18 protein-coding genes are annotated in these 18,902 nt (G+C 41.9%); 13 read left to right on the forward strand and 5 right to left on the reverse strand.

The window, feature by feature from the left end; translation table 11 throughout:
• Positions 1-13: 13 nt before the first annotated feature.
• Complete coding sequence (locus L1286_RS11675) at positions 14-1,075, reverse strand: DUF4331 family protein (RefSeq protein ID WP_235407232.1); 1,062 nt, start codon at positions 1,073-1,075, stop codon at positions 14-16.
• A 289-nt stretch (positions 1,076-1,364) separates the two neighbouring features.
• Here L1286_RS11675 and L1286_RS11680 point away from each other — a divergent pair, with 289 nt between their 5' ends.
• Complete coding sequence (locus L1286_RS11680; RefSeq protein ID WP_235407233.1) at positions 1,365-2,339, forward strand: AraC family transcriptional regulator; 975 nt, start codon at positions 1,365-1,367, stop codon at positions 2,337-2,339.
• A gap of 147 nt (positions 2,340-2,486) precedes the next feature.
• On the opposite strand, the gene pssA is transcribed toward L1286_RS11680, so the two are convergent.
• Positions 2,487-3,812, reverse strand: a complete 1,326-nt coding sequence (gene pssA / locus L1286_RS11685; protein WP_235407373.1) for a CDP-diacylglycerol--serine O-phosphatidyltransferase — start codon at positions 3,810-3,812, stop codon at positions 2,487-2,489.
• Positions 3,813-4,068: 256 nt separating this feature from the next.
• Between pssA and trxB the strand changes: the two genes are divergently transcribed.
• From trxB to infA, 4 genes are all read left to right on the forward strand, one after another.
• A complete protein-coding gene (gene trxB, locus L1286_RS11690; protein WP_235407234.1) occupies positions 4,069-5,019 on the forward strand; it encodes a thioredoxin-disulfide reductase in 951 nt (316 codons plus the stop codon).
• Between the two features lie 96 nt (positions 5,020-5,115).
• The gene (gene aat / locus L1286_RS11695; RefSeq protein ID WP_235407235.1) at positions 5,116-5,832 is read left to right on the forward strand and encodes a leucyl/phenylalanyl-tRNA--protein transferase; all 717 of its coding nucleotides are present in this window, start codon (positions 5,116-5,118) and stop codon (positions 5,830-5,832) included.
• Positions 5,825-6,529, forward strand: a complete 705-nt coding sequence (locus tag L1286_RS11700; RefSeq protein WP_235407236.1) for an arginyltransferase — start codon at positions 5,825-5,827, stop codon at positions 6,527-6,529. Before aat ends, L1286_RS11700 begins: the two co-directional genes overlap by 8 nt.
• Positions 6,530-6,618: 89 nt before the next feature.
• Positions 6,619-6,837 (forward strand): translation initiation factor IF-1, encoded by a 219-nt coding sequence (gene infA / locus L1286_RS11705; protein WP_023401681.1) that lies wholly within the window; start codon positions 6,619-6,621, stop codon positions 6,835-6,837.
• A gap of 230 nt (positions 6,838-7,067) precedes the next feature.
• On the opposite strand, the gene clpA is transcribed toward infA, so the two are convergent.
• Both clpA and clpS read right to left on the reverse strand, forming a co-directional pair.
• A complete protein-coding gene (gene clpA, locus L1286_RS11710; protein ID WP_235407237.1) occupies positions 7,068-9,332 on the reverse strand; it encodes an ATP-dependent Clp protease ATP-binding subunit ClpA in 2,265 nt (754 codons plus the stop codon).
• Between the two features lie 28 nt (positions 9,333-9,360).
• Entirely contained in the window at positions 9,361-9,678 is a 318-nt protein-coding gene (gene clpS, locus L1286_RS11715; RefSeq protein ID WP_235407238.1) for an ATP-dependent Clp protease adapter ClpS, read from the reverse strand.
• Between the two features lie 201 nt (positions 9,679-9,879).
• Between clpS and cspD the strand changes: the two genes are divergently transcribed.
• From cspD to L1286_RS11755, 8 genes are all read left to right on the forward strand, one after another.
• Positions 9,880-10,098, forward strand: coding sequence for a cold shock domain-containing protein CspD (cspD, locus tag L1286_RS11720; protein ID WP_235407239.1), 219 nt, complete (start codon positions 9,880-9,882; stop codon positions 10,096-10,098).
• A 356-nt stretch (positions 10,099-10,454) separates the two neighbouring features.
• Positions 10,455-12,677 (forward strand): NADP-dependent isocitrate dehydrogenase, encoded by a 2,223-nt coding sequence (locus tag L1286_RS11725; protein ID WP_235407240.1) that lies wholly within the window; start codon positions 10,455-10,457, stop codon positions 12,675-12,677.
• A 116-nt stretch (positions 12,678-12,793) separates the two neighbouring features.
• On the forward strand, positions 12,794-13,453 hold the full coding sequence (locus L1286_RS11730) for an rRNA large subunit pseudouridine synthase E (RefSeq protein WP_268832309.1): 660 nt from the start codon (positions 12,794-12,796) through the stop codon (positions 13,451-13,453).
• Between the two features lie 78 nt (positions 13,454-13,531).
• Complete coding sequence (gene mnmA, locus L1286_RS11735) at positions 13,532-14,632, forward strand: tRNA 2-thiouridine(34) synthase MnmA (protein WP_235407241.1); 1,101 nt, start codon at positions 13,532-13,534, stop codon at positions 14,630-14,632.
• Positions 14,632-15,234, forward strand: coding sequence for a high frequency lysogenization protein HflD (gene hflD / locus L1286_RS11740; protein ID WP_235407242.1), 603 nt, complete (start codon positions 14,632-14,634; stop codon positions 15,232-15,234). Before mnmA ends, hflD begins: the two co-directional genes overlap by 1 nt.
• A gap of 35 nt (positions 15,235-15,269) precedes the next feature.
• Entirely contained in the window at positions 15,270-16,640 is a 1,371-nt protein-coding gene (gene purB, locus L1286_RS11745) for an adenylosuccinate lyase (RefSeq protein ID WP_235407243.1), read from the forward strand.
• 77 nt (positions 16,641-16,717) lie between these two features.
• On the forward strand, positions 16,718-17,872 hold the full coding sequence (locus L1286_RS11750; protein WP_235407244.1) for a cupin domain-containing protein: 1,155 nt from the start codon (positions 16,718-16,720) through the stop codon (positions 17,870-17,872).
• A 127-nt stretch (positions 17,873-17,999) separates the two neighbouring features.
• Positions 18,000-18,458 (forward strand): GNAT family N-acetyltransferase, encoded by a 459-nt coding sequence (locus tag L1286_RS11755; RefSeq protein WP_235407245.1) that lies wholly within the window; start codon positions 18,000-18,002, stop codon positions 18,456-18,458.
• Here L1286_RS11755 and L1286_RS11760 read toward each other — a convergent pair.
• A complete protein-coding gene (locus L1286_RS11760) occupies positions 18,442-18,885 on the reverse strand; it encodes a DUF4826 family protein (RefSeq protein WP_235407246.1) in 444 nt (147 codons plus the stop codon). The two genes, L1286_RS11755 and L1286_RS11760, sit on opposite strands and share 17 nt — an antisense overlap.
• Positions 18,886-18,902: the final 17 nt, after the last annotated feature.

Raw genomic sequence — 18,902 nt, forward strand, 5'->3', positions numbered from 1 at the left:
CCTTTACATCGTACTATTTAACAGGGACTACATATGGGAATTTATTGGGGTGTCGATTAAAAGAATTGGCATGATCGGTCACTTTTCGCCCCATGAAAAGGCTGAGTACGGCATCCATTGCATCATCACTCGGTTTACGGCCATTCATATTTGAATAACGATACTCGGCACGACTGCCCACTTTGTATGAGACCATATCTGGCAGTAGTTGCGCTGCAACGGAATCTGCATATTCAACAGGGTTAGAGATCTTTCCATCGAGTACCACTGCCCTTAAAACCATTCCGGACACAGCATACTGGCGAGATGAATCACTATCAGGACGATGATGAACATGCTCACTCACTTCCATTTTATTGTTAGCCAAAAACAAATGTGTCACGAGGGGGTTTGCTACCCTATTCACTTGTACCCATTGATCAACCTCGTATAGCGCACTGCTTGCATAGACATGAACTTCTTTGGGTAACATCTTGTTGGGCACTTCGATTAAAATAATGCTGCTTTTGAAGTCCTTAAATAAGTCAATACCCCGCTCAAACTTCGAAAGCTCAAGTTTTCCTTTTCCAATTAATGTCGTTAAAAATCCTATGATCCCTTCTGAATTTCCAACAAATGGGTCATGTGCAGCACCACTCCATACTTTAATGCCATTGCCAAACGTTGCCGATTGCCCAATCGCGGCTTTGCCAAACTGCTTGCCTTTCATCCCGACGGCTTGGTTTGCGCCATCCGCCAAGCCAAAAACAAGTTGTTCACCTTCTACATGTACTGTAATGGTAATGCCGCCCAAATTGAATGATTTGTCATTTGCGATATGAAAGCTGTAAACCCCTTTTTGACCAAAGTCAGCTTTGTCTTGGGTTGTAGGGTTAACATCCATCATAAAAGCAGTGTAGCCACGTCTGTCTGAATCAAATACATACATATCTGTTAGGTCAAATTGCGGATGCTGTTGCGCAAGTTTACTCTCAAAATGATGACTTGCCATTGCCGGTATTGACCCTAAACCTAAGGCAAGTGACAAAACCGCACAGGTAGTGTGGCGGTATCGAACCTTTCGCAAATTTCTCATGATGGTCTCCTGTAAAATAAAAAAGTCATTATTATTATTAATAAGCCTGATAAGCCAATCAGTGCTCGTCTGTCATTGGTAAGTTGCTAGGCAACAAAGCAAACGCGCAGTGATCAGGTTAATGCTATGCCTCAAGGCTGCGCTTATCTATGACCAAAAGGACCGAATTCTTGTCAGATCGTATAATGATGGGTCACACTAAAAAGGACTGTTTGAGTAAGTAACCTGAATATTCGCTTCACAACCACGGTTAGTTAGTATGAATTTTCCTCACTGATTGGAGACACACATGCAGGCCCGAACAACACCCAACATAGAGAAAGAACTGCCTAGACAAGACTATAGTTCAAAAAAACAAGATGCATTGTCCAACATCCTCAAAGCAATTAGGCTCCAAGCCAGCAGTTATTTTTGTACTGAATTTTCTGCACCGTGGGGGATCAGAGAGCTGCAAACAGATTATGGTACTTTTCACTATGTTGTTACTGGCGGCGCTTGGTTAAGTACAGAAGACAATCAACATGATACATATTTATCTTGCGGCGACATCGTTGCCTTTCCGACGGGTTCAGCACATCAAATCAGTGATGCGCCAAATAGTAAGACTGTATCAGGTGATGAATTGTTGGCGAAAATCTACAATAATGCCAACCCTTTTGAAGGTGAATTTAACAAAACAACGCTTTTGTGCGGTTACTTTAAGTATCAGTCACATTCTAATCTTCCCATACTCAGGGATATGCCCAGCTTTGTACATATACAACAAGGAAGGAATGATTCATGTGTATGGCTCAATAGCTTAGCCAACATACTTGCCCGAGAATCTCGTTCCGCCCTACCCGGTGGCACAGTCGTTGTGGATCGACTTACCGAAGCATTCGTTATTCAAATATTACGATGGCATATCAATACACAAGACACAGATAAAAATTATTTTAGCGCACTGGGAGATACGCGTTTAAGTTGCGCGCTCAGTATCATTCACCGCGATCCTGCTCATCCATGGACTGTAGAGCGTCTAGCACGTCAATCAGGTATGTCGCGCTCGGCATTTTCAAGCTTATTCCACGAAGTAATTGGTATGACACCCATGGCTTATCTTAGCCAATGGCGTATGCACCTCGCCCAAGATTTACTCAGGGACAAGCAAACATCTATGGTGAGTATTGCTGAGCAAGTCGGATATCGCTCTGAATCTTCTTTTAGCAAAGCTTTTAAAAAAATAGTTGGTGTTAGCCCAGGTCAAATTCGCCGTTCACAATAAAGTGGCCTACCTTGGACGTAACGAATCACGCTCAGCGCTAGACCTGTGAGCACTGTCAATGTGAAAGGGCGGCGTTGAGACAACGCATATCGAATAAAGGGCTTTGCACACTTTAAACCAGTGCGCAAAGCTCTAATAAATAGAGATTTAGATAAATTTTTTGATAATAAAATCTACTTTTACCCGTTTAGCTTGGCCCAGTATTTTTTGCACTGGAGCTGGATAATCTTGTAAGGTTTCTATATCGTCAGGCCCTGACAACTTTCGACAATGTGCCAAAATAGCCTGTTTTTCTGTATCAATAAAGGGCTTGAGTGCTTGGTCTCTATCTTCTATTAATACGCCATTTTCAATATCGAGTCCCCAAGCGCGAGGATTCAAGTTGTGGCCAGTCATTAAGTGGACTTGGTTGTCCTTATTAATGCCCTTCAAGTGGAAAGAGTTGTCGCCATCTTTCCATAGATATACATTTAAATTTCCCTGTTCGATATACCGTCTTTGCGATTTAAGAAACTTATGTAAGATACGCTCGTACAGATAGGGTAATGCACCGATACGACTAAACGGTTTGTCAGGCGAAATATAAAAATCATTCGCGGTTTTATCACCCACCACAATGGTAATCGATTTACCTTGTTTAAGTAACCGCCTTAAAGATCTCAACAGAGGAGCTGGAAAGTTAAAATATGGCGTATATAAGATAAGTTCTTGTTCAGTTGTATCAAACAAGGCCTTAATTAGCCTGTTTAGCTTGTTTGTCCTACGCCCAAACCCTAAGAAAGCTCGCACATTTAGACCCGAAGATTCGTCCCCCGCAGACATATCATAGTTAGCGCGTTTGAGTGAACGCATCAGTTTTTTCTGAGCCAGTTTAATCTCACTGAACAAAGGCAATGGCCTTATATCCAACCTTGGTACGGCGTCAGAGCTGACTAGATATTTATCAATAAAATTTATAAAACTATTAGCAAGCTTTACGTTTTCGATTAAAAAGTATCTGTCAAGCCTGTATTTATCACCCTGTTGTAGGTACACATCATTGATGCTTGCCCCGCTGTATAACACGGTATCATCAATAACAAAGCCTTTCAGGTGAAGAACACCAAACAGCTCCTTTGCTTTTACAGGTACGCCGTAAACTTTAACATTTGAGCCAAATTTCTCTAGATAGTCACAGTATAAACGCGCGTTTCCCTCAGATTTGGCTTCACCAATTAAACCTCGTTGTGCTCTATGGAAATCTACCAGTACTTTGATTTCTAAATCAGGGTTTTGCAACGATGCATTGTGTAATGCAGTCAAAACGCCTTGGCCAGCGCTATCATCCTGCAAATACAAAGCGGCAATATAGATTCGCTTTTTAGCTTTACCAATTAGTGATAGTAATTCGCTGTGATAGTGCTTCGCATCCGTCAATACCGTGCACTTATCTGCCCCTAATGAAAAGCCAGCGTTGTCCTGCCAAAATGCCATATGTACCTTTGATTCTTGGGCCACCACATTATTTGATGGCAAAAAAAATTCCTTAGAACATACCAAAAAAAAATAGAAAGGTCATGAAGTTCCGATAATTTCCGCTTCGTTGGCCTACTTTTCCATCAAGTACAGTATTTTTGACAAGTTCTAAATTTCTCTAATTGCTTTATTTGATTTTTATTTTACTTCTGGGTTGATTTACTTAGAATCGGCATCATTGTAATGCTAATACTAAATTTTAGGACAGAAATTAATGAGTGATAAGCACTGTAAATTATTAATTTTAGGCTCAGGCCCCGCTGGATACACTGCTGCAGTATATGCTGCCCGTGCAAACTTAAACCCAGTTTTAATTACGGGTATGCAACAAGGTGGCCAATTAACAACAACAACTGAAGTAGAAAACTGGCCTGGTGATGCGCATGGCCTAACTGGTCCTGCGCTTATGGATCGCATGAAAGAGCACGCTGAGCGCTTTGAAACTGAAATTATCTTTGACCACATCAATAAAGTAGATGTAACAAAAAGACCATTCACGTTGACAGGTGATCAAGGCACATATACATGTGACGCATTAATCATCGCAACAGGCGCGTCAGCGAAGTACCTAGGTCTAGAATCAGAAACTAATTTCCAAGGTCGCGGTGTTTCTGCATGTGCAACCTGTGACGGTTTCTTTTACCGAGGCCAGAAAGTAGCCGTTGTTGGCGGTGGTAATACTGCGGTTGAAGAAGCATTATACTTATCAAATATCGCTGAAGAAGTTCACGTTGTTCACCGTAGAGACAGCTTCCGTAGTGAGAAGATTCTTTCTGACCGCCTACTAGAAAAAGCTAAAAACGGTAACGTGGTACTACACTTCGACCGCACATTAGATGAAGTGCTTGGTGATGACATGGGCGTAACAGGTATCAGAATCAAAGATACGCAATCGGATGCAACTGAAGACCTAGATTTAGCGGGTGTATTTATTGCTATCGGCCACAAGCCAAATACCGATATGTTCGAAGGTCAATTAGAGATGAAAGACGGCTACTTAGTTGTTGAATCAGGCCTAAATGGCAATGCGACACAAACCAGTGTTGAAGGCGTATTTGCCGCGGGTGACGTATCTGATCACATCTATCGTCAGGCAATCACGTCTGCTGGCACCGGTTGTATGGCCGCGTTAGATGCCGAGCGTTATTTAGATAATCTAAAATAATACGCTAAAGCACGCCATGTTTTGGCGTGCTTCTACACTTATTTTGCTAAACTTAAATCACGTTTAGCGCTAAACTGCATTACTCAAAATTCAGATATGACGCAACAGCTGTTTCACTTATCACCATCTGATTTTCTTTTTCCGCCATGTCACTTTGCTTTAAAAGATCCAGATGGACTCTTAGCCATTGGTGGTTGTCTCAGTACACAACGACTGCGTAAAGCATACCAACTAGGTATATTCCCATGGTTTAACGAGCGAGAACCGATCATGTGGTGGGCGCCGAGTGAGCGAGGCATTCTTGAACTCGATGACTTTCATGTTGGGCGCACACTGAAAAAAGCCAAAAATAAACTAAAACCAATCGTCACAGTAAATAAGGCGTTTGAACAAGTCATCAACCAATGCCGCGCGCAGCGCCTTAATAATGAGGGCACTTGGATAAACAAAAATATGGTGCAAGCTTATTGCAAGGGTCATCAAGAAGGCTTTGCTCATAGTTTAGAAGTTTGGTCTGACAACCAGTTAGTTGGCGGCTTATACGGTATTATGGTCTCAGGGGTGTTTTGTGGTGAATCCATGTTCCATACCGTTCCTAACGCATCCAAACTCGCTATGTGGGCCCTAGTCAACTGGTTAAAAAAGCACAACGCGCACTTTATCGATTGCCAGTTGGATAACCCATACCTAAGTTCTATGGGCGCAAAAGTCATTCCTAGAGCTGAATTTTTGACTAGACTTAAAGAAGCAAGTAACTATTCGTCAGAACATGACATGTGGCAACCACAAGAGCTGAGGGCGATATATGACTGAACACTTCCCATCCAAAATTGGACTCAGTCAACAATTTGATTGCAGTTATTTACCAAATAGAAAAGAGCAGCTACTCGTCATACTTGATCATGAATGCTATTCAGCGGAAAGGTTTGAAGCATTACTCTCACTCGGCTTTAGACGCAGTGGCGATCAAATTTACCGCCCTCATTGCCCAATGTGTAACGCCTGTCAGTCAGTGAGGGTGTTAGCTCAAGAATACACACCTTCAAAGTCTCAAAAAAGGAAATATAAAAAGATACAAAACGACTTTACTATTCAAGTCAGTTTTGATGAAAAACCAAATTACTACCCGTTGTACGAGAAGTATATCTCAGAGCGTCATCAAGACGGTACTATGTACCCGCCCAACAGACTGCAATATGAAAGCTTTTTGTTTTGTAGATGGATGCCCATTTCTTTTATTGAGTTGTGGCATGGAGACAAACTGGTTGCTATTGCTGTTACTGACACTATGCCCGACGCATTGTCTGCGATTTATACATTTTTTGATCCAGAATACGAGCACATGAGCCTCGGCACAGTGATGATCATGGCGCAAATTAACTTAGCAAAATCTGAGAATAAACAGTATGTTTACCTTGGTTACCAAATAGACGAATGCAAAAAAATGCGCTACAAAAAGCAGTTTCTGCCTGCTCAACAGTTTAAAGAAGACGTTTGGACAAATATTTAAGCCACTAATTTGGGCTCTTACCTTTACTTATTGCGTGCTTTTGGGCAAAATCTCCAACGATTAACTTATACAGAGGTGATACGCTCCAAATGGCGAAAGAAGACGTAATTGAAATGCAAGGCACGGTCCTTGAAACTTTACCAAATACTATGTTCCGTGTTGAATTAGAAAATGGTCACGTTGTTGTGGCTCATATTTCTGGCAAAATGCGCAAAAACTACATCCGTATTTTAACAGGTGACAAAGTCACAGTAGAGTTAACACCTTACGACTTGAGCAAGGGACGCATTGTTTTCCGTGCGCGTTAATTCTATTCGTCTCGCCAGCATCGCATAAGATGCTATAAGACGTATGTAGCAAAAAACCTAGCCCTATGGCTAGGTTTTTTGCTTTTAATACGACGTATATCCGCAACCATCTTAATATATAGTGATAGCTCCCCCTCATACACGCTCACTTGCTGAATTCACTCGCAAACAATACAAAACAAAAAAGCCCACAAAAATGTGGGCTTTTAACATCGAATATTTTTATACCGTTAGGCTGGAATAAGTTCCTGTTCAAAGGTAAATGCCAGCTCATTGCCTTTTACAGACACTTTTACACTGCCGCCATCGGACAGCTTGCCAAACAGTATTTCGTTGGCGAGCGGCTTTTTAAGGTTATCCTGAATAACGCGTGCCATAGGTCTCGCACCCATCGCTTTATCATAACCAGTATCTGCAATCCAATCTCGAGCTTCGTTCGTTAATTCAAGATTAACAGACTTCTTATCAAGTTGTGCTTGTAGCTCTACAATAAACTTGTCGACAACCTGAAGGATCACTTCTTTCTCAAGGTGATTGAACCAAATGATATTATCGAGTCTGTTTCTAAACTCAGGTGTGAACACCTTGTTAATTTCCAACATCGCATCATGTGAGTGATCCTGCTGTTGGAAACCAATCGACTTTCTCACCGTTTCCTGAACGCCTGCATTGGTAGTCATAACAAAGATGACGTTTCTGAAATCAGCTTTACGGCCATTATTATCAGTTAGCGTACCGTGGTCCATAACCTGTAGTAAAATGTTATAGATATCAGGGTGAGCTTTTTCAATCTCGTCCAGTAACACAACAGCATGTGGATGTTTAATCACTGAGTCGGTAAGTAACCCACCCTGTTCAAACCCTACGTAGCCAGGAGGCGCACCAATTAAACGGCTCACCGCGTGTCTCTCTGAGTACTCTGACATATCAAATCTAATGAATTCGATACCCATACACTTTGCAAGTTGTTTCGTAACTTCCGTTTTTCCCACGCCTGTTGGCCCGGCAAACAAGAATGAACCGATTGGCTTTTCTTCATTTGCTAAACCAGAGCGAGATAGTCTGATTGCAGACGTCAGTGCATCGATGGATTCGTCCTGACCAAACACCAACATTTTCAAGTTTCTGTCTAGATTCTTGAGTACCTCTTTGTCACTCGATGACACATTTTGCTGTGGGATACGTGCAATTTTTGAAACTATTTGTTCGATATCTGACACACCAATTGTCTTCTTACGCCTAGATACTGGTAATAGTCGCTGGTTTGCACCCGCCTCATCTATGACATCAATGGCTTTATCTGGCAAATGGCGTTCGTTAATATATTTAGCACTTAATTCAGCCGCAGCTTTTAATGCCTTTTGCGTGTATCTAATGCCATGGTGTTCTTCATAGCGCTCTTTCAGGCCGTATAAAATCTTTGCTGTATCGGCCACACTCGGTTCTACAACATCGATTTTTTGGAATCTACGAACAAGCGCTCTGTCTTTTTCGAAGATATTTTTAAACTCAGAATATGTCGTTGAACCAAGACAACGAAGTTTTCCGCTTGAAAGTAACGGCTTAATTAGATTGGACGCATCCATGACACCACCAGACGCCGCACCAGCGCCAATGATTGTATGAATTTCATCAATAAATAAGATCGCGTTTGGTTTTGCTTGCAGCTCTTTTAATAAAGCCTTAAAGCGCTTTTCAAAATCACCACGATATTTCGTTCCAGCCAATAAGGCGCCCATATCTAATGAGTACACAACAGCGTCTTCTATCACTTCTGGGACTTGGTCGTTTACGATACGATACGCAAGACCTTCGGCAATCGCGGTTTTACCAACACCAGCCTCTCCCACGAGAAGCGGGTTGTTTTTCTTACGGCGACATAGCACTTGAATTGTGCGCTCAACTTCTTGGTCGCGACCAACAAGAGGATCTATCTGGCCAGCTTTTGCCATTACATTCAAGTTAGATGTAAAGTTTTCTAGCTTGGTTTTTTCTTCGCTTTGAACCTCAGCACCGTCATCATTCAAGTCTTCGTGCTCTTCAGGTTCAGGCTCATCATCTGATTTGGAGATGCCATGACTGATAAAGTTAACGATATCTAGCCGGCTTACATCCGCTTTTTTGAGTAAATAGACTGCCTGGCTTTCTTGCTCTGAAAAAATTGCAACTAGCACATTAACGCCAGTTACTTCGTTTCTACCAGACGACTGCACATGAAACACCGCGCGCTGTAATACACGTTGAAAACCTAAAGTTGGTTGAGTCTCTCTATCCTCCTCCAGCTCTGGTATGATTGGCGTTGTTTCATCAATAAATTCGGAAAGATCGCGTTTTAACCCTTCTGTGTCCACGCTACATGCATTTAAGGCTTCACTTGCGGAAGGGTTATCTATTAGCGCAAGTAATAAATGTTCTACGGTCATAAACTCGTGACGACGTGTACGAGCTTCACGAAACGCGGTGTTTAATGTTATTTCTAAGTCTTTATTTAGCATTGGCAACCCCCAACGAGAATAAATAAGGTCATTCTTGCTCACAGCTACACAAGAGCGGATGCTCATGGTCGCGAGCGTATCTGTTCACCTGCTCAGCCTTTGTATGGGCTATATCTGCAGGATACATTCCACATACCGCTTTTCCCTCGTGATGCACTTTGAGCATCACTTCAGTTGCTCTTTCGCTATCCATGTTGAAAAATGTCATTAATACCTCAATGACGAAATCCATCGGTGTATAATCATCATTATTCAAAATGACTTTGTATTTCTTAGGTGGTTGAAGTTTTTGCTTCTCTTGGTCTCTGACCTCTTCCAACACACCTGAATCTTTTATCCCACTCATAATTAACTATAGTCTTGTCTTATATACTCAAGCAAACTTGAATTAAAAAATAAATAAAATGTTAAAAAACTGCACTAAAAAACTTGACTGTATGGTTATTTAAACTACATTCTAGTCCTAGTTGTTCATGTTATGGACAGCTTAGCAAATTTCAAAGGTTAGATTAACTTAATTAGTCAACTTATAGAAGGATGTAGAAGTATGGCTTGCGGAAAAGTCAAATGGTTTAACAATGCCAAAGGGTTTGGTTTCATCGTAGAAGACGGCAGTGACGAAGATATCTTTGCACATTACTCGACGATTGTAATGGATGGATACAAGACGCTTAAAGCTGGTCAAGATGTAACATTCGAGCTACAGGAAGGGCCTAAGGGCTTGCATGCTACAAATATCGCACCAAAAATTGGTGAGCTTGCGTAGGATATTCTCAAGGCTCTAAAAGCGAGTTACGAGAGTACCTCGCTTCATCTCTTTTTTATTTCTCTCACAAAAACCTCTATGTAACATATTTATCTATGTCTAAAGTAAATTGCATTAGCAGCATCGCATTTAGATTGGTACAATCCCAGCCGATGTCCAGGTCTGTTAGTTATGTTTATTGCTTTTATAAGTAAAAATAACTAACAAACTTGCTAATTACTACGAATTTAGATTTGTTCTTGCAAGCTAATTTTTTTTGTGCTCATGCGTCCATATAACGTTGGGTAACAAAAGTTAGCAAGATTTTGCTTATTGTTGAACGGTCGAAATTGACCCAAAACTATCTAGGAATGATGATGACATCAAAAATTATTTATACAAAAACCGACGAAGCACCCGCTTTAGCAACATATTCTTTGTTGCCAGTAATTCAAGCTTATACTAAAGCAGCTGGTGTTGAAGTAGAAACAAGAGACATCTCTTTAGCTGGTCGTGTGATCGCTAACTTCCCAGAGTTTCTTACTGAAGAGCAAAGAATTGCAGATGCGCTTTCAGAGCTAGGCGAGCTTGCTAAGACGCCTGAAGCAAATATCATCAAATTACCTAACATCAGTGCTTCAATCCCTCAACTCAAAGCAACTATCAAAGAGCTACAAGAAAAAGGCTACGCACTGCCTGATTATCCTGAAGAACCAAAAGATGACAAAGAAGCTGCTATCAAAGCGACTTACGACAAAATCAAAGGCAGCGCAGTAAACCCTGTACTACGTGAAGGTAACTCTGACCGTCGTGCACCGGGTTCTGTAAAAGCATATGCTCAGAAAAACCCACATTCAATGGGTGCATGGTCTGCAGATTCTCAATCTTATGTTGCAAGCATGAGCGAAGGCGATTTCTTTGGCTCTGAGCAATCTACAACTGTTGCTGAAGCAACGGATGTTCGTATCGAACATGTTGCTGCTGACGGTACAGTCAATGTACTTAAGCAAAGCACGCCGTTACTTGCTGGCGAAATCATCGATGCTTCTCGCATGAGCGTTAACGCACTTCGTACATTCTTAGCGGCTGAAGTTGAAGCGGCAAAAGAGAAAGGCGTTCTTTTCTCACTACACATGAAAGCAACCATGATGAAGGTGTCAGATCCAATCATCTTTGGTCATGCAGTTAAAGTCTTCTACAAAGAAGTATTCGAAAAGCACGGTGAAACTTTCGAGCAACTTGGTGTTGACGTTAATAATGGTATTGGTGACGTATACAACAAGCTTGCTAAGCTAGATGACGCAAAACGCGCGGAAATCGAAGCTGACCTTGCAGCTGTTTATGACGTTCGTCCAAGTATCGCAATGGTTGATTCTGACCGAGGTATCACAAACCTACACGTTCCAAGTGACGTAATCATTGATGCTTCTATGCCTGCGGCTATCCGTACAAGCGGTCAAATGTGGAACGCTGAAGGCAAACAACAAGATACGAGCTTTGTAATCCCTGATCGTTGTTATTCAGGTGTTTACCAAGCAACAATCGACTTCTGTAAAGAAAATGGTGCGTTCGACCCGCGTACTATGGGTACAATCCCTAACGTTGGTCTTATGGCACAAAAAGCAGAAGAATACGGCTCACACGACAAAACGTTTGAAGCACCTTCAAACGGCGTTATCCGTGTAGTTGATAGTGCAGACAATGTACTTCTTCAACATGACGTTGAACAAGGCGATATCTGGCGTATGTGTCAGGTTAAAGATGCACCAATCAAAGATTGGGTTAAGCTAGCTGTTAATCGTTCACGTGCATCTAACACACCAGCAGTATTCTGGTTAAACGAAGAACGCGCACACGATGCTGAGCTTATCAAAAAAGTAAATGCATACCTGCCTGAGCACGATACAGATGGCTTAGACATCCGTATTCTTGCACCTGTTGAAGCGACTCAATTCTCTTTAGCACGTATGAAAGACAGCCAAGATACAATCTCGGTAACTGGTAACGTACTTCGTGATTACCTAACTGACCTATTCCCAATTTTAGAGCTTGGTACAAGTGCGAAAATGCTTTCTATTGTTCCACTTATGAACGGTGGTGGCTTATTCGAAACTGGTGCAGGTGGTTCAGCGCCTAAGCATGTTCAACAGTTCGAAAAAGAAAACCACTTACGTTGGGACTCTTTAGGTGAATTCCTTGCGCTTGCAGCGTCTCTTGAGCACCTAAGCCAAGTAACTAATAACCCTAAAGCACAAGTACTGGCAGATACGCTAGATGCGGCAACGGGCAAATTCCTTGACGAGAACAAGTCACCTTCTCGTAAAGTAAATGAACTAGATAACCGTGGTAGCCACTTCTATCTATCTCTATACTGGGCACAAGCGCTTGCGGCACAAGACACAGACGCAGAGCTTAAAGCCAAGTTTGAAGCAGTTGCTACGCAACTAACTGAAAACGAAACTGCTATTGTTGCTGAGCTGAATGACGTTCAAGGCCAAGCAATGGATGTAGAAGGTTATTTCCAGCCAAATGACGACAAAGCGTTTGCTGCAATGCGTCCGAGCAAACTGTTCAACGATGCATTAAATCTGATTGCTTAATTGCTCGCGATTTAATTAAAAAGGCAGCCTATGGCTGCCTTTTTTAATTTTTAAGATGGGTTAAGCCAGTAAAATTTGCTAATATTGAGTCTCTAACGTGCCAGTTCAATATTAAGATGACCAACAATAATCGAAACCGCCCTTTTTCATCTTCTCCAAAAAACACACTAAACAAAAATAAGAGATATAAGCGTCAAACAAGACAAAAACCCGCAGTTAAACCGGAAGATGTCAAAGTTGTTTTGTTCAATAAACCCTTTGATGTATTGTGTCAGTTCACCGATGATCAACATCGCAAAACACTCGCTGATTTTATTGATATCAAATCTGTGTATGCAGCCGGTCGACTAGACAGAGACAGTGAAGGCCTTTTACTGTTAACAAACTGCGGTAAATTACAACACAAGTTGACTGAGCCTAAGAAAAATACCAATAAAACCTATTGGGTACAAGTAGAAGGAGAGCCTTCCGAACATGCACTAGATGCGTTAAGAGAAGGTGTAGAACTCAAAGATGGCATGACCAAACCCGCCAAAATTGAAATTATGCATGAACCCGAAGTATGGCCTCGGAATCCACCAATTCGTGAGCGTAAAAATATTCCAACAAGCTGGTTGAGCATCACTATTTCAGAAGGCAGAAATAGACAAGTACGACGAATGACAGCCCATATTGGCTTCCCTACTCTCAGATTGATCCGCTACAGCATTGGCCAGTATACGTTATCTGGGTTAAATAACGGGCAGTATAGGGTTTTACAAGGAAATAAAGTCTAAAGTGTGGCTTTTGAGGGGGACCATTTGCATGCTATACTCACGACCTTTCAAATATTCATATAGATTTACAGCGATATTATGAGCGATAACAGTAACATTAAAGTCATTGTCGGCATGTCTGGTGGCGTGGATTCTTCAGTTTCAGCTTATCTTTTAAAAGAACAAGGCTATCAGGTAGAAGGCCTTTTCATGAAAAACTGGGAAGAAGACGATAACGATGAATACTGTGCCGCAGCTGAAGATCTAAAGGATGCGCAAGCGGTTTGTGACAAGCTTGGTATCGAATTGCACACCGTTAATTTTGCGGCTGAGTATTGGGACAACGTATTTGAGTATTTCTTAGAAGAATACCGTGCGGGTCGCACACCAAACCCAGATATCATGTGTAACAAAGAAATAAAATTCAAAGCATTTTTAGAGTTTGCTGCTGAAGCACTTGGCGCAGACTACATCGCCACTGGCCACTACGTACGTAGAGAAGAACGCGACGGTAAATTCGCGATGTTGAGAGGCCTTGATAACAATAAAGACCAAAGTTATTTCCTTTACACTTTAAGCCATGAGCATGTTGCCCAAACACTGTTCCCTGTCGGTGAAATTGAAAAACCAGAAGTGCGTCGTATTGCCGAAGATCAAGGCCTAATTACGCACAATAAAAAAGACAGCACTGGTATTTGCTTCATTGGCGAACGTAAGTTTAAAGACTTTTTACAAAAGTTTTTGCCTGCGCAACCCGGTAAGATTGAAGATACAGAGGGTAACCATGTCGGTGAACATGAAGGTTTAATGTACCATACACTTGGGCAACGAAAAGGTCTATTAATCGGGGGCATGAAAGAAGGTTCTGGTGAACCATGGTATGTTGTTGATAAAGATATAAAACGCAATGTGCTTGTGGTTGGCCAAGGCAAAGATCACCCTAGATTATACAGCAATGGCTTAAATGCGAACCAACTACACTGGGTAGACAGAGAAGGTCCACAAGGCACAACTCGCTGCACAGTAAAAACACGTTACAGGCAAGAAGACATCCCATGTACATTACTCGTGGGACAAGACGGCATGGCGCGCGTTTTATTCGACGAGCCACAAAAAGCAGTGACACCAGGTCAATCAGCAGTATTCTATTTAGATGATGCCTGCTTAGGCGGTGGTATCATTGAGTCGGTGATCAAATAATGCAGCCAAAAGTAGTCATTCCACTTGCCGCTATTTGTCAAATAGCAAAGCTTGTACAAAAATGTGCACGATACGGTACTTTTAACGAAAATGAAGTGCATACTTTTTTACAAAGCATTTTGAATACTGCGCCTAAAAATCCAGAAGATGTCTATGATGATCACTTTGCCCTGAAAGGTGGTTATCAAGCACTGGTATCTCAACTCTCCAGCGAGGGTGAGAAAGACGTCGAAATAGTCAAATACGTTGGGAGCCTTATGCAACTGGAGAGAGCGCTTTCTAGTAATCCTGACGTGTTTAATGAGTTAGCAAAACGAATCGAGCAAGTAGAACGCCAAACGCTTCATTTCAATGTTTATGATGAGCAAATCCTTGGTGCTTTCGCTGATATCTATACCCAAGTTATCAGTCCGGCGGGACCCAAAATTCAAGTATTTGGTAAGCCAGACTTGCTACAACAAACTCATATACAGCACAAAATCAGAGCTTTATTGTTAGCTGGAATACGAAGTGCAGTACTGTGGCGACAGCTAGGCGGTAAACGCCGACACTTTTTCTTTTCAAAGAAGAAGATTATTGCCACAGCGCAACAATTTATATAAATATCGTTCAAAAAACCAATTAGTTAGGAGAAATTATGGAGCTTTCAGCGTTAACCGCTATCTCTCCAGTGGATGGTCGCTATGGTAGCAAAACCAAAGAACTGAGAAGTATCTTCAGTGAGTTCGGTCTTATCAAGTATCGAGTGACTGTAGAAGTTCGCTGGTTACAAGCATTAGCGAAAGCTGACGCAATCAAAGAAGTACCGGCGTTCAGCGACGAAGCAAATGCGCTACTAAACAGCATCGTTGACAACTTCAGCGAGGAAGATGCGCAACGAGTGAAAGACATCGAGCGTACGACTAACCACGATGTGAAAGCCGTTGAATATTTGCTGAAAGAGAAAGTGGCAGACAACGCAGAATTACAAGCTGTAAATGAGTTCATTCATTTCGCGTGTACTTCTGAAGACATTAATAACCTTTCACACGGTTTGATGCTTAGCGAAGCGCGTGACGAAGTGTTATTGCCATACTGCGACAATCTACTTGCTGCGATCAAAGAAAAAGCGATTGAGTACAAGTCTGTACCAATGATGACGCGTACTCACGGCCAACCTGCTTCACCTTCGACTATGGGTAAAGAGTTTGCGAACGTGTATGTTCGACTTCAACGTCAACGTGAGCAAATTGCGAACGTATCTATCTTAGGTAAAATTAACGGCGCTGTAGGTAACTACAATGCACATCTAAGTGCCTACCCTGAATATGATTGGCACGCACATTCAGAATCATTCGTTACAAGCCTAGGCCTGACTTGGAATGCATTCACAACTCAGATTGAACCGCATGACTACATTGCCGAGCTATTCGACGCAATCGCACGTTTCAACACGATTCTTTTAGACTTTGACCGTGACGTTTGGGGCTACATTGCATTAAACCACTTCAAACAAAAAACAATTGCGGGCGAAATTGGTTCATCGACGATGCCACACAAAGTTAACCCGATCGACTTCGAAAACTCTGAAGGTAACCTGGGTCTAGCAAACGCTATTTTTGCTCACCTTGCTCAAAAGCTACCCGTATCTAGATGGCAACGTGACCTGACTGACTCTACCGTTTTACGTAACCTTGGTGTTGGTATGGGCTACGCGCTTATCGCTTACCAAGCGACACTAAAAGGGATTAGCAAGCTAGAAGTTAATGCAGACCGCCTACTTGCTGAGCTAGATGATAACTGGGAGCTATTGGCAGAGCCAATTCAAACAGTGATGCGTAAATATGGTATCGAAAAGCCGTATGAAAAGTTGAAAGAACTGACGCGTGGTAAGCGTGTAAATCAAGAAATCATGGCAGACTTCATCGATGGTTTAGACCTTCCAGACGCTGCAAAAGCTGAAATGAAGCTAATGACACCAGCCAACTACATTGGTCGTGCAGAAGCTTTCATCGACGAACTAAAATAATCTAATTAAACTTAGATATAATTAAGCGAAAGAAACGGTAATGTGTCCGTTACTTTCGCTTTTTTTATGGGGAAAATATGTATCAGCTGTCTATTAATGGCATGACTAAACAAGCCTTTTTATCAGAGTTTTGGCAAAAAAAGCCATTGTTAATCAAAGGTGGTTTTACCAATTTTGAAGATCCTCTCTCAGCGGAGGAGCTTGCTGGGCTAGCAATGGAAGAAGCGATTGAATCTCGCTTAATTACAAATCACGAAGGAAATTGGCAAGCACATCATGGGCCATTTGAAGATTTCTCAAAATTAACAGAGACACACAGTACACTGTTAGTACAGGCGGTTGATCATTGGCACCCAACAGCAGCAGCACTCTTAGAGCCATTTCGATTTATACCAAACTGGCGTATTGATGATCTCATGATCAGCTTTTCAACACCTCACGGTGGTGTTGGTCCGCATCTAGACCAGTACGACGTTTTTATCATTCAAGGCCAAGGTAAAAGAAGGTGGCGTGTCGGGTTACCTGACGCAAGCTTAAAACAGTTTACGAAAGACAAAGCCTTGCTCCAAGTAGAACAATTTGATGCTGTCATTGATCATGAGTTAGAACCTGGTGATATTCTCTACATTCCTCCAGGTTGTCCACATGAAGGGTATGCTGTAGAAAATGCGTTAAACTACTCGGTTGGTTTCAGAGCACCAGATCAAAAAGACCTCATTAGCAGCTTCGCAGACCACATTATTGATGAAGAAGCTGGGAAGCGCCGTTACAGCGATGCAAATTTAAATTTGAGATCTTCCCTTGGCGAAATCAATACTGAAGATAAAGCACGCGTGCGTACGCTACTAAACACATTGATAAATGACGATGAACTATACAGCCAATGGCTTGGCACATTTTTAAGTCAGCCTAAGCATGAAATGGACCTCGCCCCTCTTGAGGATGCACTTGTTGCAGATAGTTTAACAGATGAGATCTCGCCGGAAGATGTCATTTACAAAGCGGGTGGCGTTAGAGCAATGTATCAAGTGTTAAGTGATAAAATACTCTTGAGTATCAACGGCGATACCTATCAAATTCAGAATGAATACCTTGAGCAGGTAAAATTGTTAACTGATGAAACATTTTTTTCATTTAATGAGGTAAAACCAGCACTAAATAGCTTGGAATTCAAACAAACGTTAACTACGCTTATAAATGACGGGCTTTACTTTGTAGAAGCTTGGTCTTAATGCCTGACCTACAGGGTCAACCAAAGAATAAAGGTGCCATAAAATTTATGGCACTTAATAATAATAGGGGTTGAAACTTCCCTTATTCGTCAGGACGTGTTGAATGATTTTTCGCTAAGAGGTCATCATGATTTATCACGTCGACAAAGTGAGTTGGAAACAAACTCAGGGACAACTGCGCCAAATTCGTGAGCGTGTATTCGTATGTGAGTTACACCTGCCTAAAAATGTTGAGTTTGACCAACATGATACAACAGCGGATCATGTTTTGATCCGAGATGAAAATCAACAAGTAGTTGGGACTGGAAGGTTATGCAGCGATGGCCTGATAAGTAGAGTCGCAATAATTAAAGCACATCGAAACCGCGAAGCTTATCAATCACTCATTGGTTATCTTGCGGATTTAGCCCAGCAAAAAGGGCTCAAAGAGGTGTTTGTACAGTGTATACTTGACGAAGTGCCAACCTTTCTGAAGTCAGGGTTTAGTAAACAAGGTTCTGTGTTTATGGAAGCAGGTATCCCTAGGCAACGGCTTAAGTGCCCTGCTTCAATGATCAACTCAGAACCATTTACGATGCTTCATTAGCCCAAACTTGATCATTCTCGTACAAGTCATACAACGCATGCGCCCTATTGACAAGTAAGTTTGCAAAATCTAATTGAGTTTTATCTTTGACACCTGATGCAACAATCCCGTCGGCCTTTAATTGCCATTGGAAAGAAAAATAACGCAGCACGTCTCGTGGGTTTGATGCCGCAGATTCATCAGCGGCATCAGTTGGCATTTGCCCTGATATAGCCCAATATGCTTTCCCTTTCGGATCCTTAAACTTCCATATCGCAATTACAGGTGCTAGAAGGCGGCAATCTTTTTCGACAACTTTCGTCGTGATGATGCCTTTTTCGGCCAGAAATTTTTGTGCTGCTTGCAGGTGTTCTCGCTGCCACAGAGCAAAACGTTGCTGCTTCTGTTCTTCGGTCAATGCTTGCTCGACGTGATTATTTTCGCTCATTTTATTACTTCTCTTAT

Source organism: Pseudoalteromonas sp. SMS1 (genome assembly GCF_021530565.1).
In the GTDB taxonomy this organism is placed as follows: domain Bacteria; phylum Pseudomonadota; class Gammaproteobacteria; order Enterobacterales; family Alteromonadaceae; genus Pseudoalteromonas.

Excerpts from the sequence above, each read along its gene's own strand:
- L1286_RS11680 (WP_235407233.1), top strand. The coding sequence starts at position 1,365 with ATGCAGGCCCGAACAACACCCAACATAGAGAAAGAACTGCCTAGACAA.
- trxB (WP_235407234.1), top strand. The coding sequence starts at position 4,069 with ATGAGTGATAAGCACTGTAAATTATTAATTTTAGGCTCAGGCCCCGCT.
- cspD (WP_235407239.1), top strand. The coding sequence starts at position 9,880 with ATGGCTTGCGGAAAAGTCAAATGGTTTAACAATGCCAAAGGGTTTGGT.
- mnmA (WP_235407241.1), top strand. The coding sequence starts at position 13,532 with ATGAGCGATAACAGTAACATTAAAGTCATTGTCGGCATGTCTGGTGGC.
- L1286_RS11755 (WP_235407245.1), top strand. The coding sequence starts at position 18,000 with ATGATTTATCACGTCGACAAAGTGAGTTGGAAACAAACTCAGGGACAA.
- hflD (WP_235407242.1), top strand. The coding sequence starts at position 14,632 with ATGCAGCCAAAAGTAGTCATTCCACTTGCCGCTATTTGTCAAATAGCA.
- clpS (WP_235407238.1), bottom strand. The coding sequence starts at position 9,678 with ATGAGTGGGATAAAAGATTCAGGTGTGTTGGAAGAGGTCAGAGACCAA.
- L1286_RS11675 (WP_235407232.1), bottom strand. The coding sequence starts at position 1,075 with ATGAGAAATTTGCGAAAGGTTCGATACCGCCACACTACCTGTGCGGTT.
- L1286_RS11730 (WP_268832309.1), top strand. The coding sequence starts at position 12,794 with ATGACCAACAATAATCGAAACCGCCCTTTTTCATCTTCTCCAAAAAAC.
- L1286_RS11760 (WP_235407246.1), bottom strand. The coding sequence starts at position 18,885 with ATGAGCGAAAATAATCACGTCGAGCAAGCATTGACCGAAGAACAGAAG.
- pssA (WP_235407373.1), bottom strand. The coding sequence starts at position 3,812 with ATGGCATTTTGGCAGGACAACGCTGGCTTTTCATTAGGGGCAGATAAG.
- L1286_RS11725 (WP_235407240.1), top strand. The coding sequence starts at position 10,455 with ATGACATCAAAAATTATTTATACAAAAACCGACGAAGCACCCGCTTTA.
- aat (WP_235407235.1), top strand. The coding sequence starts at position 5,116 with ATGACGCAACAGCTGTTTCACTTATCACCATCTGATTTTCTTTTTCCG.
- clpA (WP_235407237.1), bottom strand. The coding sequence starts at position 9,332 with ATGCTAAATAAAGACTTAGAAATAACATTAAACACCGCGTTTCGTGAA.
- L1286_RS11700 (WP_235407236.1), top strand. The coding sequence starts at position 5,825 with ATGACTGAACACTTCCCATCCAAAATTGGACTCAGTCAACAATTTGAT.
- infA (WP_023401681.1), top strand. The coding sequence starts at position 6,619 with ATGGCGAAAGAAGACGTAATTGAAATGCAAGGCACGGTCCTTGAAACT.
- purB (WP_235407243.1), top strand. The coding sequence starts at position 15,270 with ATGGAGCTTTCAGCGTTAACCGCTATCTCTCCAGTGGATGGTCGCTAT.
- L1286_RS11750 (WP_235407244.1), top strand. The coding sequence starts at position 16,718 with ATGTATCAGCTGTCTATTAATGGCATGACTAAACAAGCCTTTTTATCA.